At 65.4% G+C, this 17,167-nt stretch carries 19 protein-coding genes; 8 read left to right on the top strand and 11 right to left on the bottom strand.

The features are described 5' to 3' along the window. Nucleotides 1-52 precede the first annotated feature (52 nt). Genes psbP through KJJ24_RS06985 form a run of 4 tightly spaced genes read left to right on the top strand, consistent with a single transcriptional unit; the run spans nucleotide 53 to nucleotide 3,259 of the window. Nucleotides 53-625 (top strand): photosystem II reaction center PsbP, encoded by a 573-nt coding sequence (gene psbP / locus KJJ24_RS07000; RefSeq protein ID WP_214342947.1) that lies wholly within the window; start codon nucleotides 53-55, stop codon nucleotides 623-625. Beyond that, nucleotides 625-1,698 carry an FAD-dependent oxidoreductase gene (locus tag KJJ24_RS06995; RefSeq protein WP_214342945.1) on the top strand — a complete coding sequence of 358 codons (1,074 nt, stop codon included), beginning with the start codon at nucleotides 625-627 and terminating at the stop codon, nucleotides 1,696-1,698. Before psbP ends, KJJ24_RS06995 begins: the two co-directional genes overlap by 1 nt. 32 nt (nucleotides 1,699-1,730) lie before the next feature. Then, the gene (locus KJJ24_RS06990; protein ID WP_214342943.1) at nucleotides 1,731-3,071 is read left to right on the top strand and encodes an NHLP bacteriocin system secretion protein; all 1,341 of its coding nucleotides are present in this window, start codon (nucleotides 1,731-1,733) and stop codon (nucleotides 3,069-3,071) included. Further along, the gene (locus KJJ24_RS06985; protein ID WP_214342941.1) at nucleotides 3,068-3,259 is read left to right on the top strand and encodes a hypothetical protein; all 192 of its coding nucleotides are present in this window, start codon (nucleotides 3,068-3,070) and stop codon (nucleotides 3,257-3,259) included. Before KJJ24_RS06990 ends, KJJ24_RS06985 begins: the two co-directional genes overlap by 4 nt. Nucleotides 3,260-3,263: 4 nt before the next feature. On the opposite strand, the gene KJJ24_RS06980 is transcribed toward KJJ24_RS06985, so the two are convergent. From KJJ24_RS06980 to KJJ24_RS06955, 6 genes are read right to left on the bottom strand one after another with little or no spacing between them, the layout of a single operon-like run. Next, nucleotides 3,264-4,304: an FUSC family protein gene (locus KJJ24_RS06980; RefSeq protein WP_214342939.1), complete on the bottom strand. Its 1,041-nt coding sequence runs from the start codon at nucleotides 4,302-4,304 to the stop codon at nucleotides 3,264-3,266. Next, entirely contained in the window at nucleotides 4,304-5,299 is a 996-nt protein-coding gene (locus KJJ24_RS06975) for a hypothetical protein (protein ID WP_214342937.1), read from the bottom strand. Before KJJ24_RS06975 ends, KJJ24_RS06980 begins: the two co-directional genes overlap by 1 nt. Before the next feature lie 14 nt (nucleotides 5,300-5,313). Beyond that, nucleotides 5,314-7,143: a TolC family protein gene (locus tag KJJ24_RS06970; RefSeq protein WP_214342935.1), complete on the bottom strand. Its 1,830-nt coding sequence runs from the start codon at nucleotides 7,141-7,143 to the stop codon at nucleotides 5,314-5,316. 11 nt (nucleotides 7,144-7,154) lie between these two features. Further along, the gene (locus tag KJJ24_RS06965) at nucleotides 7,155-7,991 is read right to left on the bottom strand and encodes a hypothetical protein (RefSeq protein ID WP_214342932.1); all 837 of its coding nucleotides are present in this window, start codon (nucleotides 7,989-7,991) and stop codon (nucleotides 7,155-7,157) included. 7 nt (nucleotides 7,992-7,998) lie between these two features. Beyond that, nucleotides 7,999-9,048, bottom strand: a complete 1,050-nt coding sequence (locus tag KJJ24_RS06960) for an FUSC family protein (RefSeq protein ID WP_214342931.1) — start codon at nucleotides 9,046-9,048, stop codon at nucleotides 7,999-8,001. Beyond that, entirely contained in the window at nucleotides 9,045-10,013 is a 969-nt protein-coding gene (locus tag KJJ24_RS06955; protein WP_250544970.1) for an aromatic acid exporter family protein, read from the bottom strand. The genes KJJ24_RS06960 and KJJ24_RS06955 overlap by 4 nt, the downstream gene beginning before the upstream one ends. Before the next feature lie 63 nt (nucleotides 10,014-10,076). Between KJJ24_RS06955 and KJJ24_RS06950 the strand changes: the two genes are divergently transcribed. Both KJJ24_RS06950 and KJJ24_RS06945 read left to right on the top strand, forming a co-directional pair. After that, nucleotides 10,077-10,523 (top strand): MgtC/SapB family protein, encoded by a 447-nt coding sequence (locus KJJ24_RS06950; RefSeq protein WP_214342930.1) that lies wholly within the window; start codon nucleotides 10,077-10,079, stop codon nucleotides 10,521-10,523. After that, entirely contained in the window at nucleotides 10,516-10,740 is a 225-nt protein-coding gene (locus tag KJJ24_RS06945) for a DUF6737 family protein (protein WP_214342929.1), read from the top strand. The genes KJJ24_RS06950 and KJJ24_RS06945 overlap by 8 nt, the downstream gene beginning before the upstream one ends. On the opposite strand, the gene KJJ24_RS06940 is transcribed toward KJJ24_RS06945, so the two are convergent. Next, nucleotides 10,722-11,645: an LCP family protein gene (locus KJJ24_RS06940; protein ID WP_214342928.1), complete on the bottom strand. Its 924-nt coding sequence runs from the start codon at nucleotides 11,643-11,645 to the stop codon at nucleotides 10,722-10,724. The genes KJJ24_RS06945 and KJJ24_RS06940 overlap by 19 nt on opposite strands. Before the next feature lie 73 nt (nucleotides 11,646-11,718). Then, entirely contained in the window at nucleotides 11,719-13,509 is a 1,791-nt protein-coding gene (locus KJJ24_RS06935; RefSeq protein ID WP_214342927.1) for an ABC transporter ATP-binding protein, read from the bottom strand. A 117-nt stretch (nucleotides 13,510-13,626) separates the two neighbouring features. On the opposite strand from KJJ24_RS06935, the gene KJJ24_RS06930 reads away from it, so the two are divergent. Further along, nucleotides 13,627-13,827 carry a hypothetical protein gene (locus KJJ24_RS06930; protein ID WP_214342926.1) on the top strand — a complete coding sequence of 67 codons (201 nt, stop codon included), beginning with the start codon at nucleotides 13,627-13,629 and terminating at the stop codon, nucleotides 13,825-13,827. 104 nt (nucleotides 13,828-13,931) lie between these two features. On the opposite strand, the gene KJJ24_RS06925 is transcribed toward KJJ24_RS06930, so the two are convergent. After that, nucleotides 13,932-14,345 carry an RNA-binding protein gene (locus tag KJJ24_RS06925; protein ID WP_214342925.1) on the bottom strand — a complete coding sequence of 138 codons (414 nt, stop codon included), beginning with the start codon at nucleotides 14,343-14,345 and terminating at the stop codon, nucleotides 13,932-13,934. A gap of 237 nt (nucleotides 14,346-14,582) precedes the next feature. Here KJJ24_RS06925 and KJJ24_RS06920 point away from each other — a divergent pair, with 237 nt between their 5' ends. After that, entirely contained in the window at nucleotides 14,583-14,783 is a 201-nt protein-coding gene (locus tag KJJ24_RS06920; RefSeq protein WP_214342924.1) for a hypothetical protein, read from the top strand. A 27-nt stretch (nucleotides 14,784-14,810) separates the two neighbouring features. Here KJJ24_RS06920 and KJJ24_RS06915 read toward each other — a convergent pair whose 3' ends face one another. Next, the gene (locus KJJ24_RS06915; protein WP_214343407.1) at nucleotides 14,811-16,571 is read right to left on the bottom strand and encodes a DEAD/DEAH box helicase; all 1,761 of its coding nucleotides are present in this window, start codon (nucleotides 16,569-16,571) and stop codon (nucleotides 14,811-14,813) included. Nucleotides 16,572-16,796: 225 nt separating this feature from the next. Continuing rightward, the gene (locus KJJ24_RS06910; protein WP_214342922.1) at nucleotides 16,797-17,162 is read right to left on the bottom strand and encodes a phosphomannose isomerase type II C-terminal cupin domain; all 366 of its coding nucleotides are present in this window, start codon (nucleotides 17,160-17,162) and stop codon (nucleotides 16,797-16,799) included. Between the last annotated feature and the right edge of the window lie 5 nt (nucleotides 17,163-17,167).

The following is a 17,167-nucleotide window of genomic DNA, read 5'->3' as shown; positions in this document are numbered from 1 at the left end:
GCTGGCCGCGGCGGCGGGCCAGAATGCGATCAGCAAGCCCCTGCCCAGCCGCATGTTGCAACCGAACACCCGTTCGATCAGCCGTCGGGCCTCGCTCTCGGCCCTGGTGGCGCTGTTGCTGGCGGTGGTGCTGAGCGCCTGCAGCGCCGCGGCCGCTGGGCTCAACTCCTACCAAAGCCCGGATGGGCGCTATGCCTTTCTCTATCCCACCGGCTGGACGCGGGTGCAGGTGACGGAGGGGCCGCAGGTGGTGTTCCACGACCTCATCAATGCCGATGAAACCCTGAGCCTGGTGGTGTCGGATGTGAACAGCACCAACAGCCTCGAAAACCTTGGCAGCGCCGTGGCGGTGGGCGAGAAGCTGCGCCGGGTGGTGATCGCACCGGAGGGCAGCGGCCGCGAGGCTGAGCTGGTGGAGGCCTCCGAACGCGAAGACGGCGGCCGCACCTTCTACGACCTTGAGTACACGGTGCATCTCAACGACCGTGATCGCCACGAGTTGGCCACGGTGGTGGTAGACCGCGGCCGCCTTTACACCTTTGCGGCCAGCACCAATGAGGTGCGCTGGCCGCGGGTGGAAGGCCTGTTCCATCAGGTGATCAGCTCCTTCACCCTGCGGATCTGATGCCAGCTGCTTCCGCCGGTGTGGTGATCATCGGCGGGGGCGTGGCAGGTGGGTTGTTGGCCCTGGCCCTGCGCGATCAGGGCGCAAAGGTGAGTGTGTTGGATGCGGCGCCGGCCGATGGCAGTCGTTCGGCCACGGCGATCAGCTACGGCGCTTTGCCGGGTTGGCCGCTGGCCCCAACACCGCTAGCTCGGCTGGCTGCAACGGCATCGCAGCATTGGCGCGAGCTGGAGCGCCGCCACGGCCCCCTGGGTTGGCAGCGGTGCAACCTTCGCTTGCAAGGGTCCAACCCGGCGTTGGCCCTTGCAGCACGTTTGGGTGTGCTGCCTTTCGCCCAAGTGGACAGCGCGCGATTCAGTGCCGGGCTGCCGTTGGTGTTGGCGGCGGCGGGGGTCGAGCATCGATCGCTGCAGGTGCAGGCTCTGGCTCCCCTTGAGGGGGGCTGGCAGTTGCAGCTCAGCGATGGCAGCCGTTGCACGGCGGCGCAGGTTGTGCTGGCGGCGGGTGCCCATAGCCGTGCCCTGTGGCCGGGTTTGCCAGAGCGGTTGCGGCGCAGCTGGGCCACGGTGCTGGAGCTAGCTCGGTGTCCTGAAGTTCTTGGGCCCACAACAGCCCTGCTGCCGCAGAGGTTTGCGCGCGTGGGCCTGGAGCGGCGTGCCGCTGCCTTGTCGCAGCCGGCCTGGGTGGTGGATCCAGGGCTCGTGCCCTGGGGAGCTTCTGCTCTGGTGGGCCAGCACACCTGGATTGCCCCAGCGGCGATGAGCCAGGCCGCGCCGAGCCCGTCGCTGTGCGCGGCTGAACTCCGCCAGGCATTGGCTTCTCGCCCGCAGTGGCCGGTGGAGGGAGCTGTGGTGCGCCAGGCAGCGGTGGCCTTCTGCAGCAGCGGTGCGCCGCTGGTGGGCCCGGTGGCTGAGGCGCCAGGGCTGTGGGTGTTTAGCGGCTTCAGCGCTGCCTTCAGTCAGGTGCCGGTGCTGGCGCCTTGGTTGGCGCAGCGCATCGCGGCGCCTGCAGGGCCTGCGGCCGCGGCGCAGCGGCGGTTGCAACAGCTGGGGGTGTGGCCTGAGGGGGGCTGACAGCTGCGCCAGATTCCTGCAAGCTGGCGCCCATGACCCAGGCCACTCCCACCGCTGATGCGCCCTGGTACAAGCGGCGTGCTCAGCATCTGCGCGATCGCTGGAACGGACTGAGCGATCACAACCAGGTGGGCGTCTGCCTGGCCGGTGTGACGGGAACGGTGGTGCTTTGGGCACTGTTTTGGCCGGTGCCCACCGAGGTGAAGGGCACGGGGGTTTTGATCTATCCCGAAAACGCAGGCATCCTCAACGCCCGCTCCGGTGGGCAGGTGCGGGAGGTGTCCGTGAAGGTGGGCCAGCGGGTGAAGCGCGGCCAAGTACTGATGCAGCTCTACCTGCCGGTGCTCGAGCGTCAGCTCGAGCAACAGCGCGGCAACCTGCGCCAGCTGCAACGCCACAACGAGAAGCTCGACTACCGAGACGTTCAGCGCCTGCTCACCGAAAAGAACGCGCTTGATACGGCTCTGGCCAAGTTCACCGATGATCGCCGCCGCTACGGCGAGCTCCAATCGACGTACTCCAGCAAACTGCGCAATCTCGAGTGGCTAGCCAAGCGTGAGGTGGTGGCGCCGTTGTCGTCTGCTGTGGTATCGGCGGAGCAGGGCCTCACCAGCACCAGCGTGAATCTCGATGAGGTGAAGATCAACGAGCGCAATGTGGTCACCAACTACCAGCAGGTGAAGCTCAACATCGAAACGCAAGCCCTGCAGCGTCGTTATCAGATCGATGATCTCAAGCGTGAGATCGAGGTCACCGAGGCCAAGATTGCTTACGACGGCAAAGTGCATGCCGAGCGTGACGGCACGGTGCTCGACCTGCAGGTGATCCCCGGCCAAACGGTGAGCACAGGTCAGCGCCTGGGCACGATTGGGCGACCTGAGCAGCCCAACGCGAAGGATCGGCCCCTGAAGGCTGTGGCTTACTTCCCGCCGGCTGATGCGCGCAGGCTGCCCCTCGGCATTCCGGTGGAAGTGGTGCCGCTGTGGAAGCAACGGGGTCGTTTTGGCGGCATCGTGGGCAAGGTGACCCAAGTGCTCACCTTGCCGGCCACCGAAGACGACATCTCCACCACCATCGGCAACCCCCAGCTCGCTCAGGAGCTCACCAAGAATGGTCCGGTGATGCGCAGCGAGATTGAACTCGAGCACGACCCGCGCAGTGTGGACGGGTATCGCTGGACCCTCTCCGGCGGCAGCGGCGTGTTTCCGATCCGCGAAGGTCTCACCATCTCCACCCATGCCTATGTGGAGTGGCGTTCGCCGATCACCTATGTGATTCCGGGCCTGCGCTCGCTAACGGGCGGCTACCGCACCCCCTGGATCGACCTGCGCTGGAACCTGCCCTTCCTGCGCCAGCCCGACACACTCCAATGACCCCTCGCATCCCGCCCATTCGCAACGCGCTGCTGCGTCAGGAATTGCCCTGGCTGGTGAGCGAGGTGGTGTTGCTGTTAATTCTCTTCAATGCCAACCCTCCGGAGCTGTGGTTTTGGCTGGTGGTGCTGGTGGTGGTGGTGCTCTACCGGATTGAGCGTTGGTGGTCGTCGCGGCCGGGCGGCTGAAGCGTCAGCGCAGCAGAGCGAGCCAGCGACGTTCGGTGCTCGCCACGATGTGGTCGATGCGGTTCAGCACCATCAACCGGCCGGCCAGCTGTTGTAGTTGCGCTGGGCTGAGCTGATCGAAGGCGGCCTGCGCTTGCGCATCGCTGAGGCGATCTAAGGGGAGCTGCGGCCGTGGCTCTGGCGGTGGAGGTTGCAGATTGAGCGATTGGCTCAGCGTGCCCTGCCAGCTGAGCAGGCGATCGGCCACGGCATCGCTGAACTGCATCGCAGCCTCATGGAGACCCTCCAATCCCCAGGCCTGCCATTGGGGATCGGGTAGGCGGCGCAATTCATCGAGATCAAGGATCAATGATTCGCAGGCGTGATCGAGCAGATCCCACAGTTGTGCCACTGGGTGCTCCGCCGCTAGGGGGCCCAGTTCCCGCAGCGCATTCACCCGTTGATCGCGCAGGCTGAGCAGGCTGTTGCGCAGCGAGCGCAGCTGCTCTCTGAGGGCGGCGCGCCGCGCGGCTTGGGGGGGCGCGGCCAGGTAGGTCTTGAGGGTGTGGCCGAGATCCACCAGCAACTGCAGCAGTCCCTGGCGTTGCTCCAGTCGGGCCCTCGCCGGCCAGAAGAGCCGCAAGCTGAGCAGGGCCATGATGATGCCGAAGGCTGTCCAGAACAGGCGCAGCGGGATCCAGCTGTCGAGCTGTTGTTCATGCAGCAGCCAGCCCATGATCACCACGAAACAGCAGACGGCGTAGCCAACGGTGAGCCGAACGCTGCCGGCAATGAGCCGAGCCATGAGCAGGGCCAGTGGTAGGGCTACCAGCACGGGGAGGTGGCCCCAGGCGCGGTAGCCAAAGAACACCACCACCGCTCCGATGGTGGTGCCGATCAGCCGTTGACGACCCAGTTCCAGGGTGTTGCCGTAGTTGCCCACGGTCACACTGAGCACGGCCAGGGAGGCATACATGGCAAAGGCCAGCCCGGTGAGGGTGGCGAAGCCATTCACCACGGCCACCGTGACGGCCAGGCGCAGGTTGTCGCGGAGGGCTGGGCGCATCAGTGGCGCTGAGCTTCTTGCTGCTCGATCGCTTGACGCACCAGCTTGCGGCTGTGGATCAGCTGTTGCAGTTGCTCGATCTGCTGGCCGATCGCGAGCAACAGCGGCGGCGTGGTGTGGATCAATTGCGCTTCACGCAGCCAGTTGGTGGCGGTTGGCTGGGAGCCCTGGCTTTCCAAGCTGGATTGCAGAGCGCTGAGCTCGACCTGCAGCTGAGCGGATGCAGGGATCGGGGCTGGTAGTTGCAGGAGCAGAGGTTCCAGCAGGAGCCATTGACGCAGCATTTGGCGCCAGATCGTGCCGCATTGCGCCCAGCGCGAACTCAGGTGGCGCACGGCGGATGGGGTGGGGCTACCGCTGCGCTGGTCGCGTAGTTGCTGCAGGAGCAGGATCTGGGGAAGTAGCGCGTTGGATTGCAAGGGCTCAGGCGCTTCGCCGCCGTGCTCGAGCCATTGATGGATGCGCTGGATCTGCTGTTGCAGCTCGGCGCACAGACTGGCTTCTAAGGCGGGCAGCTGTTGCAAGGGCCGCCGCGGCCAGAACGCCCAGGTGGCCAGCTGAGCCATGGCAATGCCCACCACCACCGCGAAGGCGAGGTTGAAGACCAGAGCCCAGTTGAACTGTTTGCCGTATCCCAGCACCTCCAGGGACCAGCAACCCATGTAGCCCATGCCCACGCCCTTCACCAGGCCCAGCCCCCGCACCAGGCAGCCGGTGATCAGGAGCCCGATCGCTGTGACCAGCCAGCCCTCGGAGAATTGATGCAGCACCACAGCGGTAAGGATCCCGATTAAGGCGCCGCCCACCAATTGGCCAATGCTGCGCACGGGCGTCAGCTCGTTGTCGTTGATGAACAACAAGGCCATGAGCAGGCCGAGCATCATCACGTCGCGCCGGCCCGACCAGAGCATGATCCCGATGGTGAGCGTGGCCGCCAGCCAGGTGCGCAGGCTGTTGCGCCAGAGCGGGCTGAGGTTGGGCAGGGTGGTGGCCATGGCAGTGGTCTCGTTTAAGGAGACGTGCTCGAGACCTGCAGCTGCAGCTGTGGCTGGATCGGTTGGTTGGGATCGCGCGGCATCGGTAGCAGTTCCCGCAGCAATTGCGCGTAGGTGACGTTCACCCCCACCGTGGCGTTGAGCCGTTGCACCAGGCTGTTGATCAGGCGGTCTTGGGTGATCGACACATCCAGTTCGCTGGAGAGGCCGGTGAGGTAGCGCAGGCGTACATCGCGAAAGGCCTCCAGGGCTGCGGCAACGCCGCGGCGGGCGGAGCTGAGCTTGGCCAGGCTGGCCTCGTGGTTGAAGAAGGCTTGCTCCAGTCGCAGACGGATGTCGTTGCGGCTGGCGGCGTATTGCTGGGCCGCGGCGGCTTCCCGCTTGGCGAAGGCGCGAGCCTGACCGGCGGTGGTGCCGGCATCGAAGAGCAGCCAGGTCATGGTGAGGCCCACCGACCAATCCCAGGCATTGGTGGAGGTGAGGGGCAGGGCCGTGGAGCCGCAACAGCCGCCGCCACCCAGTTCAAAGTTGCCGAGGCTGGAAAGGTTGCTGCTGCCGCCGGCGTTGGCAAACAGCGACAGCTTGGGCAGCAAGCCCGCTGCGGTGGCCTGCTTCTGCTGCGCTAGGGCTTGGCGCGTGGCCAGGATCGCCTCCAGCTCGGGGTTGCCGCGGTAGGCCGCCAAGAGGCTCGCCTCGAGATCCAGCGGCCAGCGCGGCTGCACCACGATCGGATCGCTGGCGCTGGGGGTGACCTGTGGCGGCAGGTTGAGCACCACTGCCAGCCGCCGCCGCGCCACGGCGCGATCGGCCATCGCCTGGATCAGCGTTTCTTCATCGGAGGCCTGGATGGCGCGGCGCCGCAACACATCGAGGCGAGGCACCAGGCCGGCCTGCTTGAGATCAAGGCTGTCCTGCAGGATCACCAGGTCGTTGCGCACGTTGGCGTCGTAGACGCGCACCAGCTGCTCCTGCTGCTGCAGCTGGTAGTAGGCCTCGCTCACCTGCAGCTGCAGGGAGCGCAGTTGATTGGCGTAGGTATTGCGCTCTTGCTCAAGGCTGGCGCGGGCTGCTTGCACCTTGGGGGTGCGGGCGAAATCGAGCAGCGCGTAGTTGAGCAGCAGCCCGCCTTCAAAGGCGCTGCTGCCGGAGGTGGCCTTCACTGAGCCGCCTTCCGGCACATAAAAAGCGCCTGGGGTGGGCGCATAGCCCGGCGGCTTTGGGCTTGTGGTGAGCAGGCCGTTTTTGTCAAACAGCGGGCCAAAGTTCAGGTTGTCGTTGGGTTGCAGTGAGGTTTCGGTGCTGCGGCTGCGGTCGTAGCCACCGGCGGCAAAAGCGCTGATCGTGGGCCAGTAGGTGCCCATTGCCGCCTGGAAGCTGGCCAGGGCTGCCGCCACCTGCTCGCGTTGGGCCTGCAGGCGGGCGCTACTGGCAAAAGCAATGGCCAGGGCCTGCTCAAGGCTCAAGCTGGCGATACCAGCGGCCTCTAGCTGCTTGGGGGTTGGCAGATCCAGGGGCGGGGCAGGGGTGGATTGCTCCGGTTGGATGGGCCCCTGGGCCGGTTCGTTGGCCCGCAAGAGATTGGGCGGGAGCTCAGGGGTAGCGAGCACATCGCGCACCGCTGGCTCGGGCTCGGTGGGTAGCAGCTGATCCAGCGCCCGCAACTCAGCATCGAGCTTTTGCCAACTGCGCTCGAGCAATTGCGTATCGGCTCCACGCCCCAGCGGGATGGGCACGGCGGTGGAGAGGGGATTCGGCGCCAGGGGGGCGCTGCTTGGTAACGGCGCAGTCAAGCCAGGGGTGCTGCACACCAGACTGAGGGTCAGAGCTCGCTTGAGCAGTGCCACGGTGGTGCAGATCAGCGCCTGATGCGTCGCAGTTTGGGGGATGGTGCTTGGCTGCGGCGCGATGTGTGTGCCGCCTTGCGGACGTCAGCGATATGGCGTGGTTTCCCCAACACCCCTGCGATCAGGATCGCCACATAGAGCTGACCCACCACGGTGATGCCCACACTGGCGCTCACGCTGGTGAGGCTCTTCTCATTGAGCACAGAACTCCCCAGGGTGGTGAGGCTGCCGAAGGCGGCGCCGAGCATCTCCGGCGCATAGGCAATGGCCGCTGGCAGGTTGTTGTGTGCCGTTCCCGACAAGGAGAAGGCCGCTGGATCCAGCACCAGCAAGGAATTGAGCACGATCCCACCGGTGAACCCGATCAGCAGATAGCCCGCTGCCGCTCCCATCAACAGGGCACCGTTGAACACCGGCTCTTCGGCGAGGGCACCCATCAGGGTCCAGAGCACATACAGCATCAAGGCCAGCCACACCGCCACGTGCAGCACGCTCAGCTGCACGGCAACGACTGGCAACAGCAGAAGGGAGAGTTGCCAGAGCACCTCCACCCCGGCTGCCCCGAGCCAGCCGTATTGCAACCACCGCCGCCGGCGGATGGCGCGTTGCAAGTGATGGTGATCTGTCTGAGGAATCACCGCATTGCGCCATTGAGGGCTGAGCCGGTTTTGCGGCAACAAGGGTGAATCGAGCAGCACGGGTACGCCGCCGATCAGGAGATACACCACACTCACCAGCTGCGGTGCCTGTTGCAGGGGCCGCAGGCCGATCAGGGCCAAAACCTCCACGATCAGCAACACGCGGTAGAAGTTGTGTCGCTGGCGGAGCAGCGCGCTAACAACGGTCATGGCTGGCTCATGTCCGGGCCATGATCGCCCGCCAGCTGCTTTCCCCGTCGCGGATGGCCTGCTCGGCCTGGCGGCAGAGCAGGAGCCGCGTGGCGATGCGCTCCAGCCGCTCCAGCGAGGCGGAATTAGCCAGCGGATCGTTGAGTTCGGTTGTGAGCTGCAGCCAGCTGAGTGGGAGGTCGAGTGGCCGCGCCGGCGGGGTGGGCAGGCCGCGGCTGGATCGCAGCAGCTGAGCCCATCGCTGCAGTTGCGCAGCCATGCAGGAGAGCAGATCTGCTTCCGCTTGATGCAGCCGTGCCACCAGCTGGGAATCGAGGCTGGTGGGCACCGCCCGCTCCATGCCGCCCACCATCGTCACCAGCCGAGACGCCGCTGCATCAAGGCTGTTCAAGAGCAGATAGGCCGGGTGGCGCTGCGGTTGGTTGCCGAGCTCTTGCAGCAGGGCAGGTCGCTGGGCGCGGGCGCTCTGGAGCGTGGCCCGCAGCTGGCGGTAGCTGGGAGGTGTGGGGCCGCCCGCTACGCCTTGGCTCTGCTGCAGCCGCTGGGCTAGAGCGGTGAAGGTGATCTGCAGCTGATCCATCAGTTCGCCGTAACGGCCCAGGCACTGCACGAGCCCGCGTGCTGGCCAGAACAGCCTCAGGCTGAGGATCATGAGGATGACGCCCAGAGCCGTCCAGAAAAAGCGCAGCGGGATCCACGTGGCGAGGCTGCCCTCATGCACCAGCCAACCCATCACCACGATCATGCCGCCCACCTTGTAGCCCACCTTCAGGCCCAAGACGCCGCCCAACAGCCGCAGACAGCCCATCGTGATCGCGAGTCCCACCGCCATGGGCAGCTCATGCAGGCACTCGTAGCCGATCAACAGCAAGATCGAGCCGAGCACGGTGCCGAGGAGGCGTTGCCGGCCCAGCTCGAACGAAGCCCCGTAGGTGCCGCTCGACACCGACAACACCGCCAGGGCGACGTATTGATCGTCGGGCAGGCCAGTGATGCTGGCGAAGCCATTGCCGAGCCCGGCGGTGAGGGCGGTGCGGAGCGCGTTGCGGTTGATCACGGCTGTAAGGGGCGCGGTGCCAGGCGGTTGAGGCCTCCAAGGCAGGCATGCAGGGGCCTGAGCTCTTCCGCGAGGGCGAGCAGCGGCAGCAGGGGAAGACGCTCCTGCTCCGCCAGTTGTTGCCAGGCCCTGGCATCGCGCTGGGGTGTGGGCCGCGGCCGGGCCTCGAGCTGATCGCCGAGGGCTAAAACCGCTGTGCGGATCAGCTCGGCTCGCTGGGCGTTGGGTTCCGGGATGGTTTGCATCAGCCGCTCCCAACTCACCCAATGGGACTGGGTGAGTTGCCACAGCCTCAGGCGCTGCTCCCACCGGCTGGTGCGCAATCGGCTGTGGCGTGGACCGCTCCGTTCCCGGCTCACCAGCTGCTCCATGCGCACCAGATCGCCGGTGAGAGGAGCCGGGTTGAGGGGCGTTGGACGCTCCGCTTGATCGCGGACCCAGTCGGCGTAGCGCTGGAGCTGGTGTTGCAGGCTGCTGCGCAGGCGCTGATCGGCGGCGCCCAGCTCGCGGTAGCTGTTGCGGGGCCAGAACAGCAACCCCACCAGGATCGCCACGATGCATCCCGCCACCGTGTCGAGCGCTCGGTTGAACACGTAGTTCCAGTTGAGCGCTACATGGCTGGGGATCATCAAAAACATGATGCTGGTCAAGCTTGCGGTGCCCAGGGCGCTCTGCCAGCCCAGCGCCTGCAGCACCGGAATCATCAAGATCAGCGACACCAACACCCCCATCCAGCCCGAGAGGATGGTGTGCACGATGAAGGTGATCAGCCCTCCGGCCACCGTGCCCAGGATGCGGGCTGAGGCGGCGCTGATCGTTTGATCATCGTTGTCATCCACAACGATGATGGCCGCCAGAATCGGATACCAGACAAACTCAATTCGTTCTGTCCAGACGGCGATGGTGGCTGTGATAAACACCGCCACGGCCAATTTGAGGCTGTTGCGCAGCAACGCGTTGGACACTGGCTGCGGCAGGGCGCGCTGCGATGGAGCTTATGGCCGGCTTCAAGGGGGTGCACTGTGTTGATGAGCTGGATTCCGGCCATTTCCCCCGACCTCGAGGTGCTGATGCGCCTGGGGTTAGCGGTGCTCTGCGGCATGGCGGTGGGCTTCAACCGCGCTCAGCACTTCCCTCACCCCCAACCCAGCCGACTGCGCATGCATGTGTTGGTGGGGCTGAGCGCTTGCTTGATGGTGCTCACGGCCGGGCCTGATCTGGAGGCCCGCAGCCGCGTGATTCAGGGGGTGGCCACTGGGGTGGGTTTCTTGGGGGCTGGCGAGATCCTGGTCGATCGGCGCGGCAATGGCCGCGATGCCCCCACCCCGCAGGTGCACGGTCTCACCAGTGCGGCATCGATCTGGTTCACGGCCGCTTTGGGTGTCACGGTGGCGGCAGCGAGTCCCCTGATGGCGTTGGTGGCGTTGCTGCTTGCATTGCTGGTGCTGTCCCGTTCTGGACAGGCCCATGGCTGAAAGCCTCTGGAGCCAGAAACCGTGGTGGTGTCAGCCCTGGTCGATCCTGCTCACCGGCTTGGTGGTGGTGGGCGGCAGCTGGTGGTGGCCGCGGATCTGGTGGATCAGTGCGCCGCTAGCGGTTGGGGTGCTGCTGTGGTGGTGGGTGTTTCTGGTGCTGGTGCCTGAGGCTTATCGGGCTGAGGTTGAGGGCACGGATCAGAACACCGCGTCATAACGATCCGAGCCGGCGGAGGCTGGTGTGTCGTGACTGGCAGGGCTGGGCCATTCGGCTTCCCAGTAGCTGATGCCATCGCGCATGAAGGGCCTGCCGCTCAGGCGTTCGGCATCGAGCTTGGTGCCGCCCATCGCGGTCATCAGGCCGCCGATTTCCATCGGGCCCAGATCGGTTTTCATGTCTTGTCCGGCGGCGGCCAGCAGAGCGGGCATGCGCACCAGGTTTTCAGGTTTGGTGAGTTGATCGAACAGTGCTTTGAGCAGCAACTTCTGGCGATCGAGGCGGCCGATGTCGCCCATTTCGTCGTGGCGGAAGCGCAGGAAGCCTTCGATGTCGCGGCCGCGCAGCACCTGCTTGCCCGGTTGCAGATCGATGTAGAGGCCCTGGGTTCGATCGGTGTAAACCATCCGCTTGGGCACGTCGACCTCGAGGCCGCCGAGGGCATCGCCAAGGCGGCGGATCACCGAGAGATTCACCAGGATGTGGTGCTGCACTGGCCGCCCCAACTGCTTGGAGAGTTCCTGCTTCACCGCATCGGGGCCGCCGAAGGCGTAGAGCGCGTTGGCCTTCATCGGGCCGAAACGGGTTGAATCGATGAAGGTGTCGCGCGGGATCTGGGTGAGCTTGGTGATGCCGTTGTCCACGCGCACCGTGTACATCACATCGGTGTTGCCGCCGCCCACATCGGTGCCGAGGATCACCACCTCCTTCTCGCCCATGCCCGTCCAGGTGCTGAAGGGGTTCACCACTTGGTGATTGCTGCCCACGGGAGGGCCTTCCAGCAGTTGGTTGAGCGGCGCTGCCAGCAGCAGGCCGCCGCCAAGACCCAAGGCAATGGCCATCAGGATCGGGCCGCGCTCATCGCGGGGGCTGATGCCGATGCTCTTCAGGCCTGGACTCTTCATTCTCACAACTTATTTCACGCCTCTTGACCAAACCTTTGTCGTTGCATAACGCGGTGTCAGTTTTTGGGTTGGCTCACAGGCGCAGGGCTTCATCGGCGCGAAGGCCGGCCTGCACACGCCAGAGGTTCACATAAGCCCCGCCTGCGGCAATCAGCTGATCGTGGCTGCCGCGCTCCACGATCCGGCCCTGATCCATCACCACGATCTGATCGGCATGGCGCACGGTGGAGAGGCGATGGGCGATCACCAGGGTGGTGCGCTCAGCGGTGATCAACTCGAGGGAGCGCTGGATGGCGGCTTCGGTTTCGTTATCCACCGCCGCGGTGGCTTCATCGAGGATGAGCACTGGTGGGTTTTTGAGAATGGCGCGGGCCAAGGCGATGCGCTGGCGCTGGCCGCCGGAGAGGCGCTGGCCGCGCTCGCCCACCACCGTGTCGTAGCCCTGGGGTAAGGCTTCGATGAAGCGAGCGGCTTCCGCTAGCTCAGCGGCGCGCTTGATCGCGGCGCGGGGTGCCTCGAAGCTGCCGTAGGCGATGTTCTCAGCCACGCTGCCGTGGAACAGAAACACCTCCTGGCTCACCAGGCCGATCGCACGGCGTAGATCGGCTAACTGCAGCTGTTCAATCGAGATGCCATCGAGCAAGATCGCGCCGCCCTGCAGCTCATACAGCCGCAGCAATAGCTTCACGATCGTGCTTTTGCCTGATCCCGTGGCGCCCACGATGCCGATCGTGCTGCCAGCGGGCACCTGCAAGTTGAAGTGTTGCAGCAGCGGATCACGGCCGCTGTAGGCGAAATCCACCTGGCGGAATTCGATCGCGCCGTGCACGCGGCTCAGGGGCAGGGGCCGATCGCCGCTCGGGATGGCGATGGGGGTGTCGATCAGATCCAACACGCGCTGGCTGGAGGCCATGGCGCGCTGGTAGTCGTCGAGGGTGCGGCCCAGGCTGGTGAGTGGCCAGAGCAGCCGCTGGGTGATGAACACCAGAAACGAATAGGTGCCCACGGCGATGGCGCCCTGCCAGGCCTGCAGGCCGCCGATCACCAGGATCGCCAGGAAGGCAAACAGGATCGCGAAGCGGATCAACGGGATGAAGGCCGCCGAAAAGCGGATCGCTTTGGCATTGCTGATCCGATAGGCATGGCTCTGCTCGGCGAGCCGTTGGTTCTCCCATCGCTCGGCGGCGTAGCTCTTGATCGTGAGCATGCCGCCGAGGTTGTTGGAAAGGCGGCTGGCCAGATCGCCGGCCCGCTCGCGCACCTCGCGGTAGCGGGGTTGCAGCCGTTTCTGGAAGTTCAGGGATCCCCAGAGGATCAGCGGGATCGGAATAAACGACACCCCCGCCACCGTGGGGGAGAGCCACACCATGGCGCCGCCCACCGCCAACACTGTGGTGATCAGCTGCAGGATCTCGTTGGCGCCGTGATCGAGGAAGCGCTCCAGCTGGTTGATGTCGTCGTTGAGGATCGCCAGTAGGCGACCGCTGCTGCTCGCTTCGAAGAAGCCCATCTCCAGCCGCTGCAGATGGCTGTAGGCCTCGAGCCGCAACTCGTGCTGCACCGTTTGGGCCAGGTTGCGCCAGAGCAGGGCGTAGAGGTATTCGAACAGCGATTCAGCGCTCCAGATCACCAAGGAGAGCGCTGCCAGCACGCCGAGTTGGCCGGGCACAGACGTGACGCCAAGGGCCGCCAGCCAGGAGGTGTTCTGCTGCACCACCACATCCACCGCCAGACCGATCAGCACCGGTGGTGCCAGATCAAACAGCTTGTTGAGCACCGAGCAGCTGGCCGCGAGCCACACCAGGCGGCGATGGGGGCGCAGGCTGCGCAGCAGGCGCTGCAGCGGAGGAGTAGGGCCGGGCATGGCTGTATTCAAGGCCTGGCGGCAGCGCCACCAAGGGAACTGTGAAGCTGTTTCCGCTGAACATTGCGGAGCGCGGCGGCCGCGTTAGACCAGACCTGTCACCACCCAGAGGTGTTCATGACACGGACCCGAGACTTTCATCGTTTCCATCGCTGGACGGCGAAGTTGCGTCGTCGCAGCCTGCGCAGCGCCCTGCCTGAACCACGAGAAGGCGAACTGCAGCCCACCCATCCGATCCGCGAGGTGCGCTGCCGCGAATGGCAAGAGGATCAACTGCACGATCTGGTTGAACTCGACACCAGCGACGTAATCGCCTGATGGGCTCGGCAGCGTGCAGCTGATCCTCAGCACAAAGCCCTGGGGCTGGCCAGCGACCAGCACCCAGGGCTTTTCTTTGAGCGGTTGACCCGCTCAGGCCGCGATCACCAGCGGTTGCCGCCGCCGCCGTCGTAGCCGCCGCCACCGCCGCCGCCATAGCCGCCGCGGTCACCACCGCCACCGCCATAGCCACCACCGCCACCACGGTTGCCACCGCCGTAGCCGCCACGGCCACCGCCGCCACCGCCGTAGCCGCCGCCGCCACCACCGCCGCCTTGACGGGGAGTGGCTTTGTTGACGCGGATCATGCGGCCCATCCACTCCACGTTTTGGAGATCGTCGACGGCTTTCTGCTCGTCGGCTTCATTGGCCATCTCGACGAAGGCGAAACCGCGCTTGCGGTTGGTTTCACGGTCGAGGGGAAGGCTGCACTTGGCCACTTCGCCGTACTGGCTGAAGAGGTCAAGCAGATCCTCTTGTTCGGCCTGGAACGAGAGGTTGCCGATGTAAATGGTCATTCCTTGATGCGGAACCTGAAAACTGATCCGTGGGTGCTGCGGTTCCTGGAGGAGGCAGTGGGCCTTGAATCTCTGTCAATGTACAGCGGCGTGATCGTGACACTCTCCACGTGCGGCAGGGCTGCCGCGCTCAGGTGAAGAGGCTTGAAGCAACACCGAAGGGAACCGGAAGAAACGCCCTGATCCCCGATTACTGTCCGATTGTCAGTGAATCCACACCCATAGCGAGCGCCTCCCATGACGGCACCCGTGCCCTGGAGTTTGGCTTGGAGCGACGACGGGGAGCTGGCTCCTCAGGATCGCTTTGACCTCTTGCAAAGTCTGGTGGCCAGCGAATGCGAGAGCGTGCAGCCCAGTTTGGTGGTGGCGGTGGAGCGCCTCAGTGTTGACCAGCTGACCGTGATCGCAACCGAGGGACTCACCGGCCTCTGTGCTTGAGGCCGGTGGCCGTGGGGCCGGAGCGGATCAGTCGCGGGAGCGGCTGATCTGCAGTTCGCGGTTCATCACCTTGAGGCGACGCAGCCCCTGGAACACGTCGTCAGGCATGCCCTGGGGCAAATCCACCAGGCTGTGGGCATCGAAGATCTGAATGCGGCCGATGCTGCGCCCGTTCAGACCGGCTTCATTGGCGATGGCGCCCACGATGTTCCCGGGTTTGACGCGGTCACGCCAGCCCACCTCGATGCGGAAGCGCTCCATGCCGGATTCCGGCGGGCCGGATTGCTCGCGAGGACCGCGGCGGCCTTGGCCATTGGGGCTGCTGCGGTCTCGGCCGCGATCGTCGCGACCATCGCGGCCGCCACTGTTCGGGCGGATCCAGCTCTCGTCGCCCTGCACCAGCAGCGGCTGCGTTCCCACCGCCAGCTGCAGGGCCGCGAGGGCCAATTGCTCAGGGCTGGCGCCGCTTTCTTGCGCCACCCGCTGCACGATCTCGGAGAGCAGGGCCTGCTCCTCGCTGCGTCCCTCGCTGGTGAGGTTGTCGCAGAGGCGCTGGCGCAGCCGATCGAGCCGGCTTTGGTTGATGGTGGCGTTGCTCGGGATCTCCATGGCCTCGATCGGCCGACCCACCGCCCGCTCCATGCCACCCAGGAAGCGGCGCTCCCGGGGGGTGACGAACAGAATCGCGTCACCGGTGCGGCCAGCCCGGCCGGTGCGGCCGATGCGGTGCACGTAGGCCTCCGAATCGAAGGGAATGTCGTAGTTCACCACCAGGGTGATGCGGTCGACATCGAGGCCGCGGGCGGCCACATCGGTGGCCACCAGCACATCCACGGTGCCCTTTTTGAGGCGTTCGATCGTGCGTTCCCGCTGGCTCTGGGCCACATCGCCGTTGAGCACGGCCACGTCGTAACCCTTGGCCTCGAGGGCTTCGGCCACGGTGACGGTGATGGCCTTGGTGCGGGCAAAGATGATGACCCCTTCCTTGGTTTCCGACTCGAGTACCCGGGTGAGGGCTTCGAGCTTCTGTGGACCATTGACGGTGATGAAGCGCTGGCGAATTCGGCTGGAATCAGCGCCCTTGGTTTTGATCGTGACCTCAGCAGGATCGTTGAGGTATTTGTGCGAAATGCGCCGAATCTCGGGCGGCATCGTGGCGGAGAAGAGCACCACCTGGCGCTGGCTGGGCAGCTGCTCGAGCACCCACTCCACGTCGTCGATGAAGCCCATGCGCAACATCTCGTCGGCCTCATCGAGCACCAGGCTGCGCAGGCCTGAGAGATCGAGGGTGCCCTGACGCATGTGGTCCATCACCCGGCCGGGGGTGCCCACCACGATCTGCACGCCGCGCTTGAGGCGCACGATTTGATCGCGGAAATCGGAGCCGCCGTAAAGGGGCAGCACGCGCAGGTGCGGCATGTTGGCCGCATAGCTCTTGAAGGCATCGGCCACCTGGATGGCCAACTCACGGGTGGGGGTGAGCACCAGCACCTGAGGCGTGCGTTGCTCGGCATCGAGGGCCGCGAGCATCGGCAGGGCGAAGGCTGCGGTTTTGCCGGTGCCTGTTTGGGCTTGGCCCACCAGGTCGCGGCCGAGCAGCAGCTCGGGGATGGCTGCCTTCTGGATCGGGGAGGGTTCCTCGTAGCCGATGGCCGTGAGGGCCTCGAGCAGCTCAGGCGCGAAGCCGAAGCTGGCGAAGCCAGACGCCTTGGCGGGGATCACAGTGGTGCTCACCTCCGCCGGCGTGTCATCGCCTGGGGTGGGGAGATCGATCGCACTGAGATCCACGGCGGGAGTGCTCTGGTTGGGAGATGTTGATGCGCGTTCGTCCGAGGAGCTGTTGAGGCTCTCGCAAATGCTTTGGGTCACGTTTTGAATGGCTGGGCCTGAAATGTCCTTCGTCGACAGGCCGGCAGACACCCTGGAGATGAAGCAATAACGCGCTGCGTGGATCGCTCAGCGTTGGCGCTTCGAATAACTGCCTTGCCCTACACAAAGGGTCTCTCGCTCAACCTAACACTTGCCCTGTGCGCGCTCGCTGACGCGCTGATAGTCGTCGGCGATGCGTTCGATGTCGTCTTCACTTAGCAGCTCGCCCCGCTGCACTTCCACGATGAGCAGATCGTGTTCGCCGGCCGTGGCGCGATGCAAGGCGCCGCAGGGAATCAGCAGGGTGGTGCCCACCTCGGCGCCGATCGTTTGCGTGGCGCAGAGCAGGCTGCCCGTGCCGGCCACCACCACCCAATGCTCACTGCGGTGGTGGTGACGCTGCAGGCTGATGCGCTGTCCGGCGCGGATGCAGAGGCGCTTCACCAGATAGCCCTCGCCAGCCCCCAGCGTTTCGAACCAGCCCCAGGGGCGCTCCATAACGTTGGCCATGGGGC

This window comes from Synechococcus sp. LA31 (assembly GCF_018502385.1).
Lineage (GTDB): Bacteria > Cyanobacteriota > Cyanobacteriia > PCC-6307 > Cyanobiaceae > Vulcanococcus.
This window is presented reverse-complemented; position numbering and strand designations above follow the sequence as displayed.